11 protein-coding genes are annotated in these 15,505 nt (G+C 64.4%); 3 read left to right on the forward strand and 8 right to left on the reverse strand.

The window, feature by feature from the left end; genetic code table 11:
* Nucleotides 1-15: 15 nt before the first annotated feature.
* The 7 genes from OEG81_RS09505 to OEG81_RS09535 all read right to left on the reverse strand — a co-directional run bounded on the left by OEG81_RS09505 (nucleotide 16) and on the right by OEG81_RS09535 (nucleotide 9,490).
* The gene (locus OEG81_RS09505; protein WP_264128992.1) at nucleotides 16-942 is read right to left on the reverse strand and encodes an NUDIX hydrolase; all 927 of its coding nucleotides are present in this window, start codon (nucleotides 940-942) and stop codon (nucleotides 16-18) included.
* Entirely contained in the window at nucleotides 926-1,978 is a 1,053-nt protein-coding gene (locus OEG81_RS09510) for an AI-2E family transporter (protein ID WP_264128993.1), read from the reverse strand. Before OEG81_RS09510 ends, OEG81_RS09505 begins: the two co-directional genes overlap by 17 nt.
* Nucleotides 1,979-2,065: 87 nt before the next feature.
* On the reverse strand, nucleotides 2,066-2,530 hold the full coding sequence (locus tag OEG81_RS09515; RefSeq protein WP_264128994.1) for a PaaI family thioesterase: 465 nt from the start codon (nucleotides 2,528-2,530) through the stop codon (nucleotides 2,066-2,068).
* A gap of 71 nt (nucleotides 2,531-2,601) precedes the next feature.
* Nucleotides 2,602-3,522 carry a 5'-methylthioadenosine/S-adenosylhomocysteine nucleosidase gene (locus OEG81_RS09520; protein WP_264128995.1) on the reverse strand — a complete coding sequence of 307 codons (921 nt, stop codon included), beginning with the start codon at nucleotides 3,520-3,522 and terminating at the stop codon, nucleotides 2,602-2,604.
* A 53-nt stretch (nucleotides 3,523-3,575) separates the two neighbouring features.
* The gene (locus tag OEG81_RS09525) at nucleotides 3,576-5,057 is read right to left on the reverse strand and encodes an efflux transporter outer membrane subunit (protein WP_317135344.1); all 1,482 of its coding nucleotides are present in this window, start codon (nucleotides 5,055-5,057) and stop codon (nucleotides 3,576-3,578) included.
* A gap of 18 nt (nucleotides 5,058-5,075) precedes the next feature.
* Complete coding sequence (locus OEG81_RS09530) at nucleotides 5,076-8,261, reverse strand: efflux RND transporter permease subunit (RefSeq protein ID WP_264128997.1); 3,186 nt, start codon at nucleotides 8,259-8,261, stop codon at nucleotides 5,076-5,078.
* Between the two features lie 23 nt (nucleotides 8,262-8,284).
* Nucleotides 8,285-9,490, reverse strand: a complete 1,206-nt coding sequence (locus OEG81_RS09535; RefSeq protein ID WP_264128998.1) for an efflux RND transporter periplasmic adaptor subunit — start codon at nucleotides 9,488-9,490, stop codon at nucleotides 8,285-8,287.
* Nucleotides 9,491-9,733: 243 nt separating this feature from the next.
* Here OEG81_RS09535 and OEG81_RS09540 point away from each other — a divergent pair, with 243 nt between their 5' ends.
* The 3 genes from OEG81_RS09540 (at nucleotide 9,734) to OEG81_RS09550 (ending at nucleotide 12,789) form a co-directional block, all read left to right on the forward strand.
* Entirely contained in the window at nucleotides 9,734-10,756 is a 1,023-nt protein-coding gene (locus OEG81_RS09540) for a LysR family transcriptional regulator (protein WP_264128999.1), read from the forward strand.
* Between the two features lie 107 nt (nucleotides 10,757-10,863).
* The gene (locus tag OEG81_RS09545) at nucleotides 10,864-12,243 is read left to right on the forward strand and encodes a UDP-glucose dehydrogenase family protein (RefSeq protein WP_264129000.1); all 1,380 of its coding nucleotides are present in this window, start codon (nucleotides 10,864-10,866) and stop codon (nucleotides 12,241-12,243) included.
* A gap of 57 nt (nucleotides 12,244-12,300) precedes the next feature.
* Nucleotides 12,301-12,789 (forward strand): DUF421 domain-containing protein, encoded by a 489-nt coding sequence (locus OEG81_RS09550; protein WP_264129001.1) that lies wholly within the window; start codon nucleotides 12,301-12,303, stop codon nucleotides 12,787-12,789.
* Here the strand turns inward: OEG81_RS09550 and OEG81_RS09555 are convergent.
* Nucleotides 12,764-15,433: an ATP-binding cassette domain-containing protein gene (locus tag OEG81_RS09555; RefSeq protein WP_264129002.1), complete on the reverse strand. Its 2,670-nt coding sequence runs from the start codon at nucleotides 15,431-15,433 to the stop codon at nucleotides 12,764-12,766. The two genes, OEG81_RS09550 and OEG81_RS09555, sit on opposite strands and share 26 nt — an antisense overlap.
* Between the last annotated feature and the right edge of the window lie 72 nt (nucleotides 15,434-15,505).

Below are 15,505 nucleotides of genomic sequence, written 5' to 3' on the forward strand. Positions count from 1 at the left end.
CCTGATTGCAATACTTTATTTCGACAAGGGCAGCTTGCTGCCCGCGATGGCCCGTTCCCGCATGACGTCGCCACGGAAACGGAAGAGCTTGGCCGGCCGGCCGGCCGCGCCGCATATCATCTCGCCCGTATCTTCGATAAGGGCCTGCTGTTCGATGAAGCGCCGGAAATTCTGCTTGTGCAGGCGCCGCCCGGCCAGGGCCTCGAATGCCAGCTGCAGTTGCAGGAGCGTGAACGCGGGCGGCATCAATTCGAACACGACGGGCCGATAGCGAATCTTGGCGCGCAGGCGTGCCATTGCCGTCGCCAGGATGCGGCGATGATCGTGCTGCATGGGTTCGCCGGGCAAAGGCGCCGCCGGCGCGGCCCCAAGGCGCCGCTCGGCCTCGGGCACCAGGCCCGCCTCGAAAAGCAGTTCATAGCGCTGCAAAACGAATTCTTCGTTCCATGAGGAGGCATCCCGCCCGAAAGTGTGATCCACGCGCTGGCGCCGCTGGCGCCTGGCCGATGTTCCCAACCCTTGGGCGCACCATTTGCGCAAGGCGGGCAAGACCTGCCGGTCTATTATTTCCGGACAGCCTTCGCGCCAGTCCTCCCAGGGGAAATAACGGTACCAGTCCTGCCATCCCACGGAATCGATGTCCAGGCTCTCCGATTCGCGCGTCAAGCCCAGGTAGCTGACCGAGATGATGCGCTGGCCCTGCCAATTGGCCCGGTCGCCGTCGGCGAAGGTGTAAAGCTGCTCGACATAGCCGATGGGGTGATGCGTCTGCGCCTCAACCCAGGCCCGCAGGCCTGCCTGCAAGGACCGGTGCGACGATTCGAAGGGCCCGGCCGGCAGCGCATGCGAACAGTCGCGCGTCAGCACGCGGGGCTCCCCGCCGCTTACCGCGACCAGCACCGCCACCAATTCGGCCGTTACGGCGTCATTGTTCTTCTTCATGTATCCACTCGCGCCATATGGCCACCAGCAAGGCCATCAGGACGGGACCGATGAACAGGCCCACGATGCCCATGGTCTTGACGCCGCCGACCAGGCCAAAGAAAGTCGGCAGGAAAGGCAGCTTGACGGGCCCGCCCACCAGGCGCGGGCGCAATGTCTTGTCGACGATGAACAATTCTATGGTGCCCCACAGGAACAGGCCCAGCCCGGCCATGGGGTGGCCCGATCCCACCAGGTAAAGCGAGACCAATGAAAACGAAAGCGGCGCGCCGCCGGGCACCAGGGCCATGAAGCCCGTGATCACCCCCAGCAATACGGGCGAGGATACGCCCGCCACCCAGTAGGCGATGCCCAGCACCACGCCCTCGCCTATCGCGATCAGGCCCATGCCGGTCACCGTGGAATTGATCGTGGCCGGGACCACGCGGGAAAAGCGGCGCCAGCGGCCCGGCAATATGCGCTCTCCCACGATATCCAGCTGGCCCAGGATGCGTGCGCCGTCCTTGTAGATGAAAAACAGGGTGATCAGCATGAAAACGACCGTCAGCAGCAATTGAAATACATTGCCCGTGGCCGAGAGCATCATGCGATAGATGTTGCCCAGGTGCTCGCCGCTGATCAGTTCGACGAAGGTTCCCAGCGCATGCGGTTCGCCCAGATAGGTCGTCCAGTATTCGGCGAGCCGCCCGCCCACCAGCGGCAGCGCAAGCATCCAGTCGGGCGTGGGCACGCCGTTGCGGTTGGCGGCCAGGGCCCAGGCGATGAAGCTGCTGGCCTCTTGAATGGCATAGCTCAATGCCAGCGACAGCGGCACGATGAGCACCAGTATGACGATAAGCAGGGCCAGCGTGGCCGCCAGCGCATTGCGGCCGCCGCAGCGGCGCAGCAGGCGCTGGTAGGGCCGCCAGCTTGCCAGGCAGATGATGAGCGCCGCCAGCACCGGCACCAGGAAGCCGCTGAGGAAATAGAGTCCGACCAGAATCAGCAGGACCAGCAACCACCGGGCGATCAGGAAGGCAGGCAATACAGGATGCATAGGGCGATGGGTCTTTTCAGGCTTGGATGGGAAGGGGTCCGGAAGACACGCGAGGTTTCGACGATATCACGGAACGCCGCCCGGACCTCAATTCGTGTCGGGCTTGCCATGCATGCACATCAGGGTTTGCTGCGCTATGGCCACCAGCTCCCGTCCCTTCGATGTGACGCCGAATACCTCTATCTGGCAGATCGTGAGGGTTCGGCCCGAGCGCAGCACCTTGCCCACCCCAAGCAGGTAGTCGCCTCGCGCTGGGGCGACGAGATTGACCTTGAATTCCACCGTCAGCACCGAACTGCCTTCCGGAAACAAAGTGAACCCGGCGTAGCCGCCCGCCGTGTCGGCCAGCGCGCTGCTGGCGCCGGCATGGAAAAAACCGTGCTGCTGCGTCAGCTCCTCGCGATAAGGCAGCGTCAGCCTGACCTCGCCTGGCTCTATGCTTTCGATGGAAACGCCCAGATGCCGCATCAGCCCCTGGCGCGCGAAGCTGTCGCGCACCCGCTTGCGCATCGCCATGAGGGCGCTGGACTCTTGCGTCTGTGGTTCGGTCATCTGCATGGCTCCCCGGTTCTGCCTGGCGACGAGGGTAGCAGAAATCGGGCTCGCGATGAAAGGCCTACTTCTTACTTCCAGGCGTCCAGGAAGGCCAGCAGGACCTTGGCCGAGTTGGCGGCGGCGATGTTCATGAAGGTATGCATCTCATTCGCGCCCTCGCCGCCGCCGGCCAGGTCGCTCAGCGAGCGAAAAGCGATGAACGGCACGTCATTGCTATAGGCCACCATCGCACAGGCGGCGCTTTCCATGTCCACCACGTTGGCATGAAAAGCGGCGAATACGTGTTCGCGCAGGGCGGCATTGTCAAGGAAGGCCGGCCCCGACACGCCATTGCCGCCGATAACGATACGGGGCTGGCGATTAAGGCATTCATGGGCGGCATCGCAGGCGCTCAGTTCGACATTGCGCAGGCCTTTGGCCATGTCGAGCAGCTCCGGATCGACATCGAACCAGAATTTCTTGTGTATTTTCGGCTCCGCGGCCGATTTCACCTTTACCGGACGCGTATACATCATGCCGAAATGCGGAAACCCGGTATCGCCCCGCTCTCCCAGGCTGAATACCCCCGGTGCCGTCTCGCGCGCCATCAGCACCTCCAGGTACTGCCCCCAGCGCTCCACCACGGTGACGTCGCCGATATGCAGCGACGGGTTGACGCCGCCGGCGATGCCGCTGAACACGATGTGGCTGACATTGAAGCGGTCCAGGGCCAGCTGCGTATTCATGGCGGCATTGACCATGCTGATGCCGCTCAGGAACAGCACGGCGGGCTTGCCTTGCAGCGTGCCCGTCGTGAACTCCACGCCATTGGCGGAATACTTCCGGGCGTGCTCCAGCTTGTCCAGCAACAGGACCAGTTCGGGCTCGAAGGCCGAGATCACCGCAATGCGGGGCGTGTCATCGAAACGCTCGGCGGCATGCGCTTGCGGCGCCCATAGAAGCACGGTCAGGAAAAGGACGGACAGCAAGCGTTGGCATAAGGAGTTCATGAAACGGCACCATGGCGAATAAACACGGAAGCCGGATCATGACATATTCAGGATCAGGATGCCCGGGATCCGGGCGTTCCCTCCTCCAGGCCGTCCCATCCGCCGCCTATCGCCCGGATCAGGTCCACCGCGGCATGGGCGCGCTGGCCGTCGAGCTGGACGGCGGTCCGCCGCTGCTGCAACACCATGCGATCGGCATCGATGACGTCCAGATAGCTGACCGACCCTTCGCGATACTGTATCTGCGCAAGCTCCGCCGCCCTGGCCGCCGACATCACCGCGTCATCCTGGACCTGCGATTGCTCGCCCAATATGCGCAGGCTGGACAGGCCGTCCTCCACTTCCCGGAAGGCGCTCAACACCGTCTGCCGATACCTGGCGACATCCTCCTCGTAGCGCGCGCGCGCCCTGTCCAGCCCGGCCTGGCGCTGGCCGCCGTCGAAAATCGGCAGGGACAGCATGGTTCCGACCAGCGGCCCCAACAGGAAGCTGCGGCTGGACCACTGGAACAGGTCTCCCAACTGGGACGATTCGTAGCCGAATGCGCCGGTTATGTTCAGGCGGGGAAAGAACGCCGCCTGAGCCGCGCCGATGCGCGCATTGGCGGCCGCCATGGCGCGTTCGGCGGCAGCGATATCGGGTCGGCGCTCGAGCAGGGACGATGGCAGGCCGGCGGGGATGCCCACCGCCACGCGTTGCAGCGGACGCGGCGCGATCGAAAACTCGGCCGGCGTCTTGCCCAGGAGAATCGCCAGCGCATGCTCCGCCGCGGCGCGCAGGCGCGCAACGCCCAGCGACTCGGACTGGGCCGAGGCCAGTTCGGACTTGGCCCGCGCCACATCCAGCTCGCTGATGTCGCCCTCGGCATAACGGCGCTGGACCAGGTCCAGGGTCTTGCCGCGCAATTGCACGGTGCCGCGGTACAGCTCCTGCTCGGCATCCAGCCGCCGGATCAGGAAATAGCCTTGCGCGACGTCGGCCTGCAAAGCCAGCTGCACGGAATGAAACAAGGCGGCGCTTTGCTGGGCATCCGCCGTGGCGGCATCGACGTCCGAGGCGATCCGGCCGAACAGATCGACCTCGTACGACAAGCCCGCTTGAGCGCGCCACAAGGTCGCGGGCGAGTTCGGCGCATCGGCCGGCAGGCCTTGAGCGGCGTTCGACGCCCGCTGCCGGGTGGGGCCGAAGCCGGCATCCAGCGTGGGGAAGAACTCCGACCGCGCGCCGCTTTGCAAGGCGCGCGCCTGAGTGACCCGGGCGGCGGCGGCCTTCAGGTCCTGGTTGGCCGCCAGAGCCTGCTCTTGCAAGGCATCGAGTTCGGGGTCGTTGAACACGGCCCACCACTTGCCTCGGGCGATATCATCGGAAGGCTGGGCCGCCTTCCAGCGCTGGGCGGCTTCGGGCGACAAGGCCGCCTCTTTGAAAGCCTTGGGCACGTCGGCCGCGGGACGCTGATATTTGGGCCCCACGGCGCAACCCGCCAGCAACAGCACCAGCGCGCCCATTGAAAGAGTAGAACGTATCGAAGTGATCATAACCATAATCCTTGGAACTTATTGTCCGGCGTGCCCGGCCAGCGTCGGCGCTTCATGCGCGGCGGCGGAGCGCAGGGGTCGGCCGCCCATCGAGCGCAACAGCACATAGAAGACCGGCGTCAGGAACAGGCCGAACAAGGTGACGCCCAGCATGCCGAAGAACACCGCGACCCCCATGGCGTGCCGCATCTCGGAGCCGGCTCCCGTCGACGTCACCAGGGGGACGACGCCCATGATGAATGCGATGGAGGTCATCAGTATGGGCCGCAGGCGCAGGCGGCTGGCCTCGATGGCCGCCTTGATGGGCGCGGCGCCCTGCAGTTCCAGCTCGCGGGCGAACTCCACGATCAGGATGGCGTTCTTGCAGGCCAGCCCCACCAGCACCATCAGGCCTATCTGCGTGAAGATATTGTTGTCGCCGCCCGTCAGCCAGACGCCCGCCAGCGCGGCCAGTATGCTCATGGGCACGATGAGAATCACGGCCAGCGGCAGGGTCAGGCTTTCGTACAGTGCGGCCAGCACCAGGAACACCAGCAGGACGCTGATGGGAAACACCCAGATGCCGGCGTTGCCCGCCAATATCTGCTGATAGGTCAGGTCGGTCCATTCGAACTTGATTCCGCGCGGCAAGGTGTCGGCGGCGATGCGCTCGGCGGCCGCCTGCGCCTGGTCCGACGAATAGCCCGGCGCCGGCCCGCTGTTGATGTCGGCGGCCGTATAGCCGTTGTAGCGTACGACCATCTCGGGCCCGTAGGTGGGCGTGACCTTTACCAGTGACGACAGCGGCACCATGTCGCCCCAGCGATTGCGGGTTTTCAATTGCAGGATGTCCTCGGGCTGTGAACGGAACGGGGCGTCGGCCTGCGCCCTTACCTGGTATACCCGTCCGAAACGATTGAAATCGTTGACGTACAGGGAGCCAAGATAGATCTGCATGGTGTCGAACACATCGGTGACCGGCACGCCCAGTTGCTTGGCCTTGACCCGGTCCAGGTCCACGTCCAGTTGCGGGACGTTGATCTGGAAGCTGGAGAATGCGGGCCCCAGCTCGGGCGCCTTGCGCGCCTCGGCCATGAAGGCCTGGGCGGCCGCATCCAGCGCGGCATAGCCGAGCGCGCCGCGATCCTCGATCTGCAGCTTGAAGCCCCCCACGGTGCCCAGGCCCATGACCGGCGGCGGCGGAAACACGGCGATGAAGGAATCCTTGATCGCGGCGTATTGCTGGTTGAGCGCGCCCGCTATGCCATTGGCCGACATCGCCTCACCCTTGCGCTCCTTGAACGGGTCCAGGGTGACGAACACGATGCCCGCGCTGGAACTGTTGGTGAAGCCGTTGATGGAGAGGCCCGGAAAGGCGATGGCGCTTTCCACCCCGGGCTGCTTCAGGGCGATGTCCGTCATGCGGCGTATCACCTCTTCCGTGCGATCCAGCGATGCCCCGTTGGGAAGCTGCGCAAAGCTGATCAGGTACTGCTTGTCCTGCGCGGGCACGAAGCCGCCGGGCACGATGTAGGAAATGGCCACGGTCAAGGCCAGCAGGACCGCGTACACGCCCATGGACGAGGCCTTGCGGCCGATGACACCCGACACGCCTGTTGCGTAGCGTTCGGAAGACCGGTTGAAGAAGCGGTTGAAGCGCTGGAAGAAGCCGCCCAGGTAGCGGTTCATGACCCGCGTCAGCCAGTCGGGCTTCTCGTGATGCCCCTTCAGGAGCAAGGCGGCCAGCGCCGGCGACAGCGTCAGGGAATTGAAGGCCGAGATGACGGTGGAGATGGCGATCGTCATCGCGAACTGCTTGAAGAACTGCCCGCTCAAGCCTGTCATGAAGGCCAGGGGAACGAAGACCGCCACCAGCGTCAGCGCAATGGCGACGATGGGTCCGCTGACCTCGCGCATGGCGCGATAGGTGGCCTCGCGCGGGGACAGGCCCTCGGCGATGTTGCGTTCCACATTCTCCACCACCACGATGGCGTCATCCACCACGATCCCTATAGCCAGGACCAGGCCGAAAAGGGACAAGGCATTGATCGTATAGCCGAAGGCCAGCATCAGCGCAAAGGTGCCCACGATGGACACGGGCACGGCCAGCAAGGGAATGATGGAGGCCCGCCAGGTCTGCAGGAACAGGATCACCACCAGCACGACCAGGGCAATCGCCTCCAGCAGGGTCACGACCACCGCCTTGATGCTGGAACGCACGAACTGGGTCGGATCGTAGGCAATGCGGCTTTCGACCGAAGAGGGAAAGTCGGCCGAGAGCTCCTTCATCACGGCGCGCACCTGGTCGGATACGGCCAGGGCATTGGCGCCCGGCGATTGCATGATGCCCATGCCGATGGCGGGCTTGTTGTCCAGCAGGGAGCGCAGGCCGTATTCCGACGCATCCAGTTCGATGCGCGCCACATCGCCCAGGCGCGTCACGCCGCCATCGGCCGAGGTCTTCAGCACGATATCGGCGAATTCTTCCTCGGTGCTCAGCCGGCCTTGCGCATTGACCGAAAGCTGCAGGGCGACATCGGACGAGGTAGGCGAGGCGCCGATCACGCCGGCCGCCACCTGCACGTTCTGCTCGCGTATGGCCGCCACCACATCGTTGGCCGTCAGGCCGCGCTCGGCGATTTTCTGGGGATTCAGCCACACTCTCATGGCGTAGTTGCCCGAGCCCCATATCTGGACCTCGCCCACGCCGGGTATCCGGGCCAGCCTGTCCTTGATGTTCAGGACCGCATAGTTGCGCAGATAGGTCATGTCGTAGCGGTCGTCCGGCGAGAGCAGGTGCACGACCATGGTCAGGGTGGGCGAGGTCTTCACCGTGGTCACGCCCAGCCTTTGCACATCTTCCGGCAAGCGCGGCAGGGCCTGCGATACCCGGTTCTGCACCAGTTGCTGAGCCTTGTCCGGGTCCATGCCCAGGTGGAAATTGATCGTCACCGCCAGATTGCCGTCGCTGTTCGCCTGCGACTGCATGTACAGCATGTTCTCCACGCCGTTGATCGACTCCTCCAGCGGCGCGGCCACCGTCTCGGCGATGACCTTGGGATTGGCGCCCGGGTACTGGGCGCGCACGACGACGGAGGGCGGAACCACCTCCGGATACTCCGAAATGGGCAGTTGGAAGACGGCCAGCCCTCCGGCCAGCAGTATTAGCACCGACAAGACGCCGGCGAAGATCGGGCGATCGATAAAAAATTTGGAAATATTCATGGAAATCCAGCGTTGTTCTCAGATCAGTTGACCGATGCGATGCGGCGGGCGGTGGATGCCGCGGCATCGGGCCCGGCCGCGACGCCGGTCGCCCGGGCCGGGTTTGGAGCAACAGGGTCTCCGGGCCGGATGCGCTGCAAGCCATTGACGACGATGCGCTCGCCCGCCTTCAATCCGGCTTCCACCACCCTGCCGCCCTGCCGGCTGGCGCCCAGCCGGACTTCGCGGTAGGCGGTTTTATTGCTGTCGTCGACCACGATCACGAAACGCTTGTTCTGGTCCGTTCCGATCGCCTTTTCGTCGATCAGCACGGCATCGCGCGGCTCTCCGCCGCCCAGGCGTATCCGCGCGTACAAGCCCGGCACCAGGGCGCCATCGGCATTGTCGAAGACGGCCCGCACGCGTATCGTCCCAGACGAGGTGTCCATGCGATTGTCGACCGACGCCAGCCGGCCCTCGCGCGGGTAGCCGTCCTCGTTGGCCAGGCCCAGGAACACCGGCGTATGCGCGGCCGTGTCCGCGGACCGGGCGGGGTTCACGAATTTCAGGAAGCTTTGCTCATCCACGTCGAAGGACGCATACAGGCGCGACACCGAGACCAGCGAAGTCAGGGCGGGAGAATTCGCGCCTGCGGTGACGACATTGCCCGCCGTGACTTCCGCGCGCGATACGCGGCCTGGAAACGGCGCCACGATGCGGGTATGCTCCAGGTCCAGCTCGGCCGACGCCAGCATGGCCTTCGCCGCCTGAAGATTCGCCGACGCCTCCCGCGAAGCATTGCGCTTTTCCTCGTAGTCGCGCTTGGCGATGGCATTGTCGGCCAGCAGGCGGCCGCCCCGCGACAGCTCGGACGCCGTGTAGGCGGCGCGGGCCTGAGCGGCCGCCAGGCGCGCCCTGGCCTGGTCGACCGCGGCCTGATAGGGCCGCGGATCGATGGTGAACAGCAGATCGCCACGCCGCATCAGGCTGCCGTCCTTGAAATGCACGGCCGTCAACGTGCCTGACACCAGCGGCCGGATTTCAACGCGGTCGATCGCTTCCAGACGGCCCGAGAATTCATGCCAGTCGGTGATGCTGCGGCTGGCGACGGTGGCCACGTCGACCGCGGCCGCCGGAGGTTCTCCGGCACTCGGGACGGCCCCGGCGTCCACCCTCAGGGCAATGATGCCCGCGGCCAGCAAAACGGCGGCAACAGCCGACATGGCGTAGCGCTTACGCAGTAAAAACATGGTCTTCCTTGGATAGATGAGTGGTTCTTCACATCAACGGCGGTACGGACACAGGAACAAGCTGTGTCCGTTTGAAAAACGCCGTATGAAAAACGGAAAGGTAGGAGTATTATTTATTCTTTGCGAAAACAGATAAATAATCATTTTTCGCGAACACTATTCGTTTTTTACAAACAATCGTTTTTTATCGACGGTCGCCCGCCCGTTTCCAGGGCGGCGCTCGCCGACTTTCCGGAATACGTCATGGATCGCTTTCAAGCCATGCAGGTCTTTACCCGCGTCGTCGATGCCAACAGCTTCACCCTGGCGGCGGACACGCTGGGGCTGCCCCGCGCCACCGTCACCACCACCATCCAGAATCTGGAGCGCATGCTGCAGGTCCGGCTGCTGAACCGGACCACCCGCCGCCTGAGCCTGACGCCCGACGGAGCGGCCTACTATGAACGCTGCGTGCGCATACTGGCCGACGTCGAAGACGCCGAATCGTCCTTCCACGACGTCACGCGGGGGCCGCGCGGCCGCCTGCGCATCGACGTCCCGCCCTCCATGGGCCGGCTGATCCTGATTCCCGCGCTCTGCGAATTCCATAAGCGCTATCCCGACATCGAGCTGGCCATAGGCATGAGCGACAGGCCGGTCGACATGGTGCAGGAAGCGGTCGATTGCGTGATACGGGTGGGCGAATTGCAGGATTCCTCCATGGTGGCCAAGCGCATCGGCACCTTCGAAAGCCTGACCTGCGCCGCGCCGTCCTACATCGAGCGCCACGGCATACCTAAGTCCATCGACCAGCTCGGGGACCACCAGGCCGTCCATTATTTTTCCAGCCGCAGCGGACGCGTCATAGACTGGAGCTTCATGGTCGATGGAAAACCGACCGACGTACAGGTGAAAGGCGTCGTTTCCGTCAACGACGCCGAAGCCTATGTCACCTGCGGCCTGAACGGATTCGGCCTTATCCAGCCCTCTCGCTACATGGTTGCGCCCCACCTGCAGTCGGGCGCCCTGGTCGAAGTGCTGTCCGACTTGAAGTCGCCGTCCATGCCCATTTCCGTGGCCTATCTGCAAAACCGCCACCTTTCCCCCAAGGTGCGCGTGTTCGTGGACTGGATCAGCGAGCTCTTCCAGCAATGCCCCTTGATGAGTGGCTGCGCGCCTCAGCATTTCAGCAAGGAATGCGCCTTTGCCGGCGAACGCAAGCCGGTGCGGAGCAATTCGCTGCATGAGCTGATCGCTCACCACAACGTGGCCGAAAGCGTGTTCTGACGACAAGGGAAGCGGCTGCCCGGCGGGCATGACGTTTGCTTCCTCGGGACCGGTGGAACGGGCAAGCGGGTGGACCGGCGCCCTCTCCGCCATCCTGAGGAGAACATATGAATGTCGCCATCGTCGGTACCGGTTATGTCGGCCTCGTTACGGGTGCATGCCTGGCCGAGGCAGGCCACTTCGTCACCTGCATCGATAACAATGCGGTAAAAATCGGGCAAATGCGGGAGGGAAATCTGCCCTTCCACGAACCGGGCCTGCAAGCCATCGTATTGGCGCAACTGCATGGCGGAAGACTGCGCTTTTCAACGGACCTGACCGGCGGAACGCAACAGGCGCAAGTCGTCATGCTGGCCATCGGCACGCCGTCCGCGGCCGACGGCTGCGCCAATGTCGACAGCCTTCTGCAATGCGCAAAGGCATTGGCGGACACGCTGGATCATTCCTGCGTGCTCGCAGTCAAATCGACCGCGCCCGTGGGCACCTGCGATCATGTGCAATCCTTCTTCGATGCGCGGCAGGCCTCCGTGCCGGACGCTCCACGCGTCGACGTGGCCTCGAATCCCGAGTTCCTCGCCGAGGGCCGTGCCGTCGACGATTTCAGAAATCCCGACCGCATAGTCATCGGCGCCGGGACGGCGCAGGCCGCGGCCACGCTGTCCAGCCTGTATGCTCCATTCGACCCGGACGGCCGGCGGCGGCTGTGCATGGATGTGCGTAGCGCGGAGTTCGCAAAATACGCCTGCAATGCCATGCTGGCTTCCAGGATATCGCTGGTGAACGAACTGGCCAATATCGCCGAGAAAATGCAGACGGACATGCGGTCCATCTGCAAGGTCCTTGCCACGGACCACCGCATCGGTCCCGACTTCCTGCGCCCGGGCGCCGGCTACGGGGGATCATGCCTGCCCAAGGACTTGCGCGCGCTCATCCGAACGGCGGAACAATGCCAGGAGCCGGCCCCCCTGCTCCGGGCTGTCGAAGAGGTCAACCAGCGCCAGGTCAGGCTGCTGTTCGACTCCATACAGCGGTATTTTGGCGGCAACCTTTGGGGGCGCCGCATTGCGGTATGGGGACTGGCGTTCAAGCCGGGGACGGACGATGTCCGCGAATCGCCCAGCCTGGCGCTGATACGCCTGTTGATCGACGCGGGGGCGGCCGTGCAGGCCTACGACCCGGTGGTCTGCGCTTCGATCCCCAAGCTGGCAAGCCGCCCGGGGCTGGAATTGAGCAGTTCCGCGGCGCAGGCCTGCCGGCACAGCGAAGTCCTGGTGGTGATGACGGAATGGCAGGAATTCGCCGAACCGGATTTTTCGGCACTGGCGGGCAGCCTGGAATCCGGAGCCGTTTTCGACGGACGCAACCTGTATCGTCCCGAGCAGTTGGCTCCCTTCCATCTGCAGCATTTCCGGGTTGGCCAGAAGGTCCGGGGCAATCCGCTTGCGCCGGGCCGCCGCGCGGCCACGCCCGTACATTCCTGCCCCTGACAAGCCGGCAAACCCGCCGCCCGCTTTCACAACCGGATCGGCTCATGGAGAACGACAATGCAGACAGACTGGGGATCTCTTTTCGAACTGACCTTGTCCCCTTGGGAACTCATCGTGCGGGGCACGATAACGTACTGGTTCATCTTCCTGCTGCTGCGGCTGGCCGGCCGCCGTGACTTCGGATCGGTGGGAATGGCCAATATCCTGCTCCTGGTGATGATCGCGGATGCGGCGCAGAACGGCATGGCGGGCGATTACGAGACCATCACGGAAGGCATGATCCTCATTGCCACCCTGGTGTTCTGGAGCGTGTTCGTGGACCGCCTGTGCTATTTCGTGCCTGCCGCGCGCGTCGTCCTGGAAGCCAGCCGCCTGTGCCTGGTCAAGGATGGGCAGATACAGCGCCGCGGAATGCGCCGCGAATACATAACCGAAGACGAACTCATGGCCGAGCTGCGCAAGAACGGCATCGACGATGTCAGGAAAGTCAGGCGCGCCTACATGGAGGAAGCGGGCGACATCAGTGTTCTGCCTTACCGGAAATGACGGGCGGCCGCGCCACGGCCAATACGGTCGCCAGCAGCTCGCGCGGGTCCACCGGCTTGGCCACATGCACCTGGAAGCCCGCCAGCAACGCGCGTAGCCTGTGTTCGCGCTCCGCATAGCCTGACAGCGCAATGGCCGGCAGGCGCTGCGCGAGCGATGATTTGCGTTGCGCCTCCATAGTCCTGATCTGCGCAATGACCTCGTAGCCATCCGGCTCGCCCAGTGAAATATCGCAGATCAGCGCATCGGGCCACTGCTCGGGCGGACGCTCCCGCAATGCCGACAACAGCGGCTGGCCGGAATCGAACAGTTCCACCCTGCTGCCCTGGTCCTGCAGGACCTCTCCCAGAAGCTGCCGGGCTTCGGCCTGATCGTCCGCAACGAATACCGTCAGGCCCTTCAGCCTGTCGCCGCCCGTCAGCTCCTTGGGCGCGGCGGGCGCCAGCGTGGCGACGGCCCGCAAAGGCAGGCGGATGGCAAACGTCATGCCGCCGCCGTCTTCCGAGGGCTGGACCTGCAGGCCGCCTCCCATCTGCTCCAGCATGCCGTTCACCCGCGTCGGGTCGAGCACCGGAACGGCAGGGGACTGCGCCGCCGCCCCTCCATCCTCTTCCACTGTTTCCTGCGGCAACAGGCGCCGGTCAGTCACGGCGACCATGGCATGGGGGCCGTCGCGTTCCACCCGCAGTTCAAGGCGCTCCGACGGCGGCGTGAAGGCAATGGCGTTCTCGCATACCTCGCACAGCACCTGCTGCAGGACGCTGGGGTCGCCGGTCACCCGCAGGGAATCGGCGCTGATCAGTGTATAGAGCACGATGCCCTTCTCGTCGATCTGCGGGCGCATGGCGTCCAGGACGCCCGCGACCAGCGTGGTCAGGTTGACCGGCTGGGCGCTCAACCGGGCTCCCGACTCGTCCAGCGCATTCTGCTGGCGCTGCAGATCCCACATTTGCGCGTAGGTGCCTTTGGCCCGCAACAACTGGGCATGCGTGCCGCGCTCCACGATACGGCCGTGGTCCATGACCAGGATGAGGTCGGCATCGATGATGGTGGACAGCCGGTGGGCGATGATCAGCGTGCTTCGGCCTTGCGCCAGCAATTCGAGTTCGGCCTGTATGGCCCGCTCCGTGCGCGTATCCAGGGCCGAGGTCGCCTCGTCGAACACCAGCAGCGGCGGATTCTTCAGCACCGCCCTTGCGATGGCGATGCGCTGGCGCTCCCCGCCCGAGAGCTTGACGCCGCGCTCGCCGACCAGCGTGTCGTACTGGGCCGGCAGGCTTTGGATCAGCTCATGGATGCGGGCGGCCCTGGCCGCCTCGATCACATCGGCCAGCGACGCTCCCTCGCGCCCATAGGCAATGTTGTAGGCTATCGTATTGTTGAACAGCAGCGAATCCTGAGGCACGACGCCTATCGCGGCGCGCAGGCTCTTCAGGCTGACCGCGCGCACGTCCTGGCCATCCACCGTCACGCTGCCGCTGTCCACGTCGTAGAAACGCAGAAGCAGCCTGGCCAGCGTGGACTTGCCCGAGCCGCTGCCTCCCACCACCGCCACCGTTGCCCCCGGTTCGATGCGGAAGTCGACCTCGTGCAAAATGCGTCGCCCCGGCTCGTAGGAAAAGTCGACCTGCTTGAAAACCACCTCGCCCTTGTCCAGCCGCAGCGGCGGCAGGGGCTGGCCCGGTTCCGTCTCTGGCGGATAGCGCAGCAGGTCGGACATGCGTTCGGCGTTGATCATGGCTTCGCGCGCCTGCCGGAACACCAGGCCCAGCGCGTTCAGGGGCAGGCATACCTGGATGATGTAGGCATTGACCAGCACCAGGTCGCCAACCGCCATCCTGCCGTCGACCACTTCCTGTCCGGCCAGGATCATGACGGCGGCCACACCCAGCGCGATGATGCCGCTCTGGCCCACATGCAGGACCGACAAGGCTTTCTGGTTGTCTATCCCGACGCCTATCCATTTTTTCATGGTATCGCGCAAACGCTGCGATTCGAAAGCTTCGCTGGTATAGAACTTGACCGTTTCATAATTCATCAGGCTGTCGACCAGATGGCCCGCGGCCGCCGAATCCAGATCGTTGAGCCGGCGCTGATACGGAGTGCGCTTCTCGGTGAACACGACCGTATAGATTCCGTAAACGATGAAGGTGACCGCGACGATGCCGGCAAATCCCAGCCTGTAGGCAAATATCATGATCAACACCACCGACACGATCTCGATCAGCGTTGGCAGGACGGTGAAAAGCGCGGTTCCCAGCAAAAAACCCACGCCGGCGGTACCGCGCTGCACATCGCGCGAGAACATGCCGGTCTGATGCCCGCCATGGAAGCGGACGCCCAGGCTGTGCAGATGGTCGAACATCCTGACAGTGAAATCGGCCACCGCCGTCTGGGTCACCCGGGCGAACACCATGTCGCGCAGCTCGGTGAACAGGCCCGAGGCAAAGCGCAGCAATGCATAGCCCAGCAGCAGGAACACCGGCAGCACCAGTTCACCCTGCCCGGGCTCCAGACTGTCCACGATGCCCTTCAAGGCAACGGGCACCAGCACCGCCAGAAGCTTGGCCGCAACCAGCAGTGCCAGCGCGGCGGCGGCTCGCCGGCGGAACCGCCACAGTACATGACCAACCGTCCTCAGCATCTCGCGGCGGGCGGAAGCCGCTGAAGCTCCGCTTTTGCCGGGCCCGCGCCCACTTCGATTATCCTGATCCGC

The sequence above is a fragment of the Pollutimonas sp. M17 genome, from assembly GCF_025836975.1.
Classification (GTDB): Bacteria; Pseudomonadota; Gammaproteobacteria; order Burkholderiales; family Burkholderiaceae_B.

Bases quoted from the DNA above. Each gene is read 5' to 3' on its own strand.
- OEG81_RS09535 (WP_264128998.1), bottom strand. From the start codon at position 9,490: ATGTTTTTACTGCGTAAGCGCTACGCCATGTCGGCTGTTGCCGCCGTT.
- OEG81_RS09510 (WP_264128993.1), bottom strand. From the start codon at position 1,978: ATGCATCCTGTATTGCCTGCCTTCCTGATCGCCCGGTGGTTGCTGGTC.
- OEG81_RS09525 (WP_317135344.1), bottom strand. From the start codon at position 5,057: ATGATCACTTCGATACGTTCTACTCTTTCAATGGGCGCGCTGGTGCTG.
- OEG81_RS09515 (WP_264128994.1), bottom strand. From the start codon at position 2,530: ATGACCGAACCACAGACGCAAGAGTCCAGCGCCCTCATGGCGATGCGC.
- OEG81_RS09530 (WP_264128997.1), bottom strand. From the start codon at position 8,261: ATGAATATTTCCAAATTTTTTATCGATCGCCCGATCTTCGCCGGCGTC.
- OEG81_RS09520 (WP_264128995.1), bottom strand. From the start codon at position 3,522: ATGAACTCCTTATGCCAACGCTTGCTGTCCGTCCTTTTCCTGACCGTG.
- OEG81_RS09555 (WP_264129002.1), bottom strand. From the start codon at position 15,433: ATGCTGAGGACGGTTGGTCATGTACTGTGGCGGTTCCGCCGGCGAGCC.
- OEG81_RS09545 (WP_264129000.1), top strand. From the start codon at position 10,864: ATGAATGTCGCCATCGTCGGTACCGGTTATGTCGGCCTCGTTACGGGT.
- OEG81_RS09505 (WP_264128992.1), bottom strand. From the start codon at position 942: ATGAAGAAGAACAATGACGCCGTAACGGCCGAATTGGTGGCGGTGCTG.
- OEG81_RS09540 (WP_264128999.1), top strand. From the start codon at position 9,734: ATGGATCGCTTTCAAGCCATGCAGGTCTTTACCCGCGTCGTCGATGCC.
- OEG81_RS09550 (WP_264129001.1), top strand. From the start codon at position 12,301: ATGCAGACAGACTGGGGATCTCTTTTCGAACTGACCTTGTCCCCTTGG.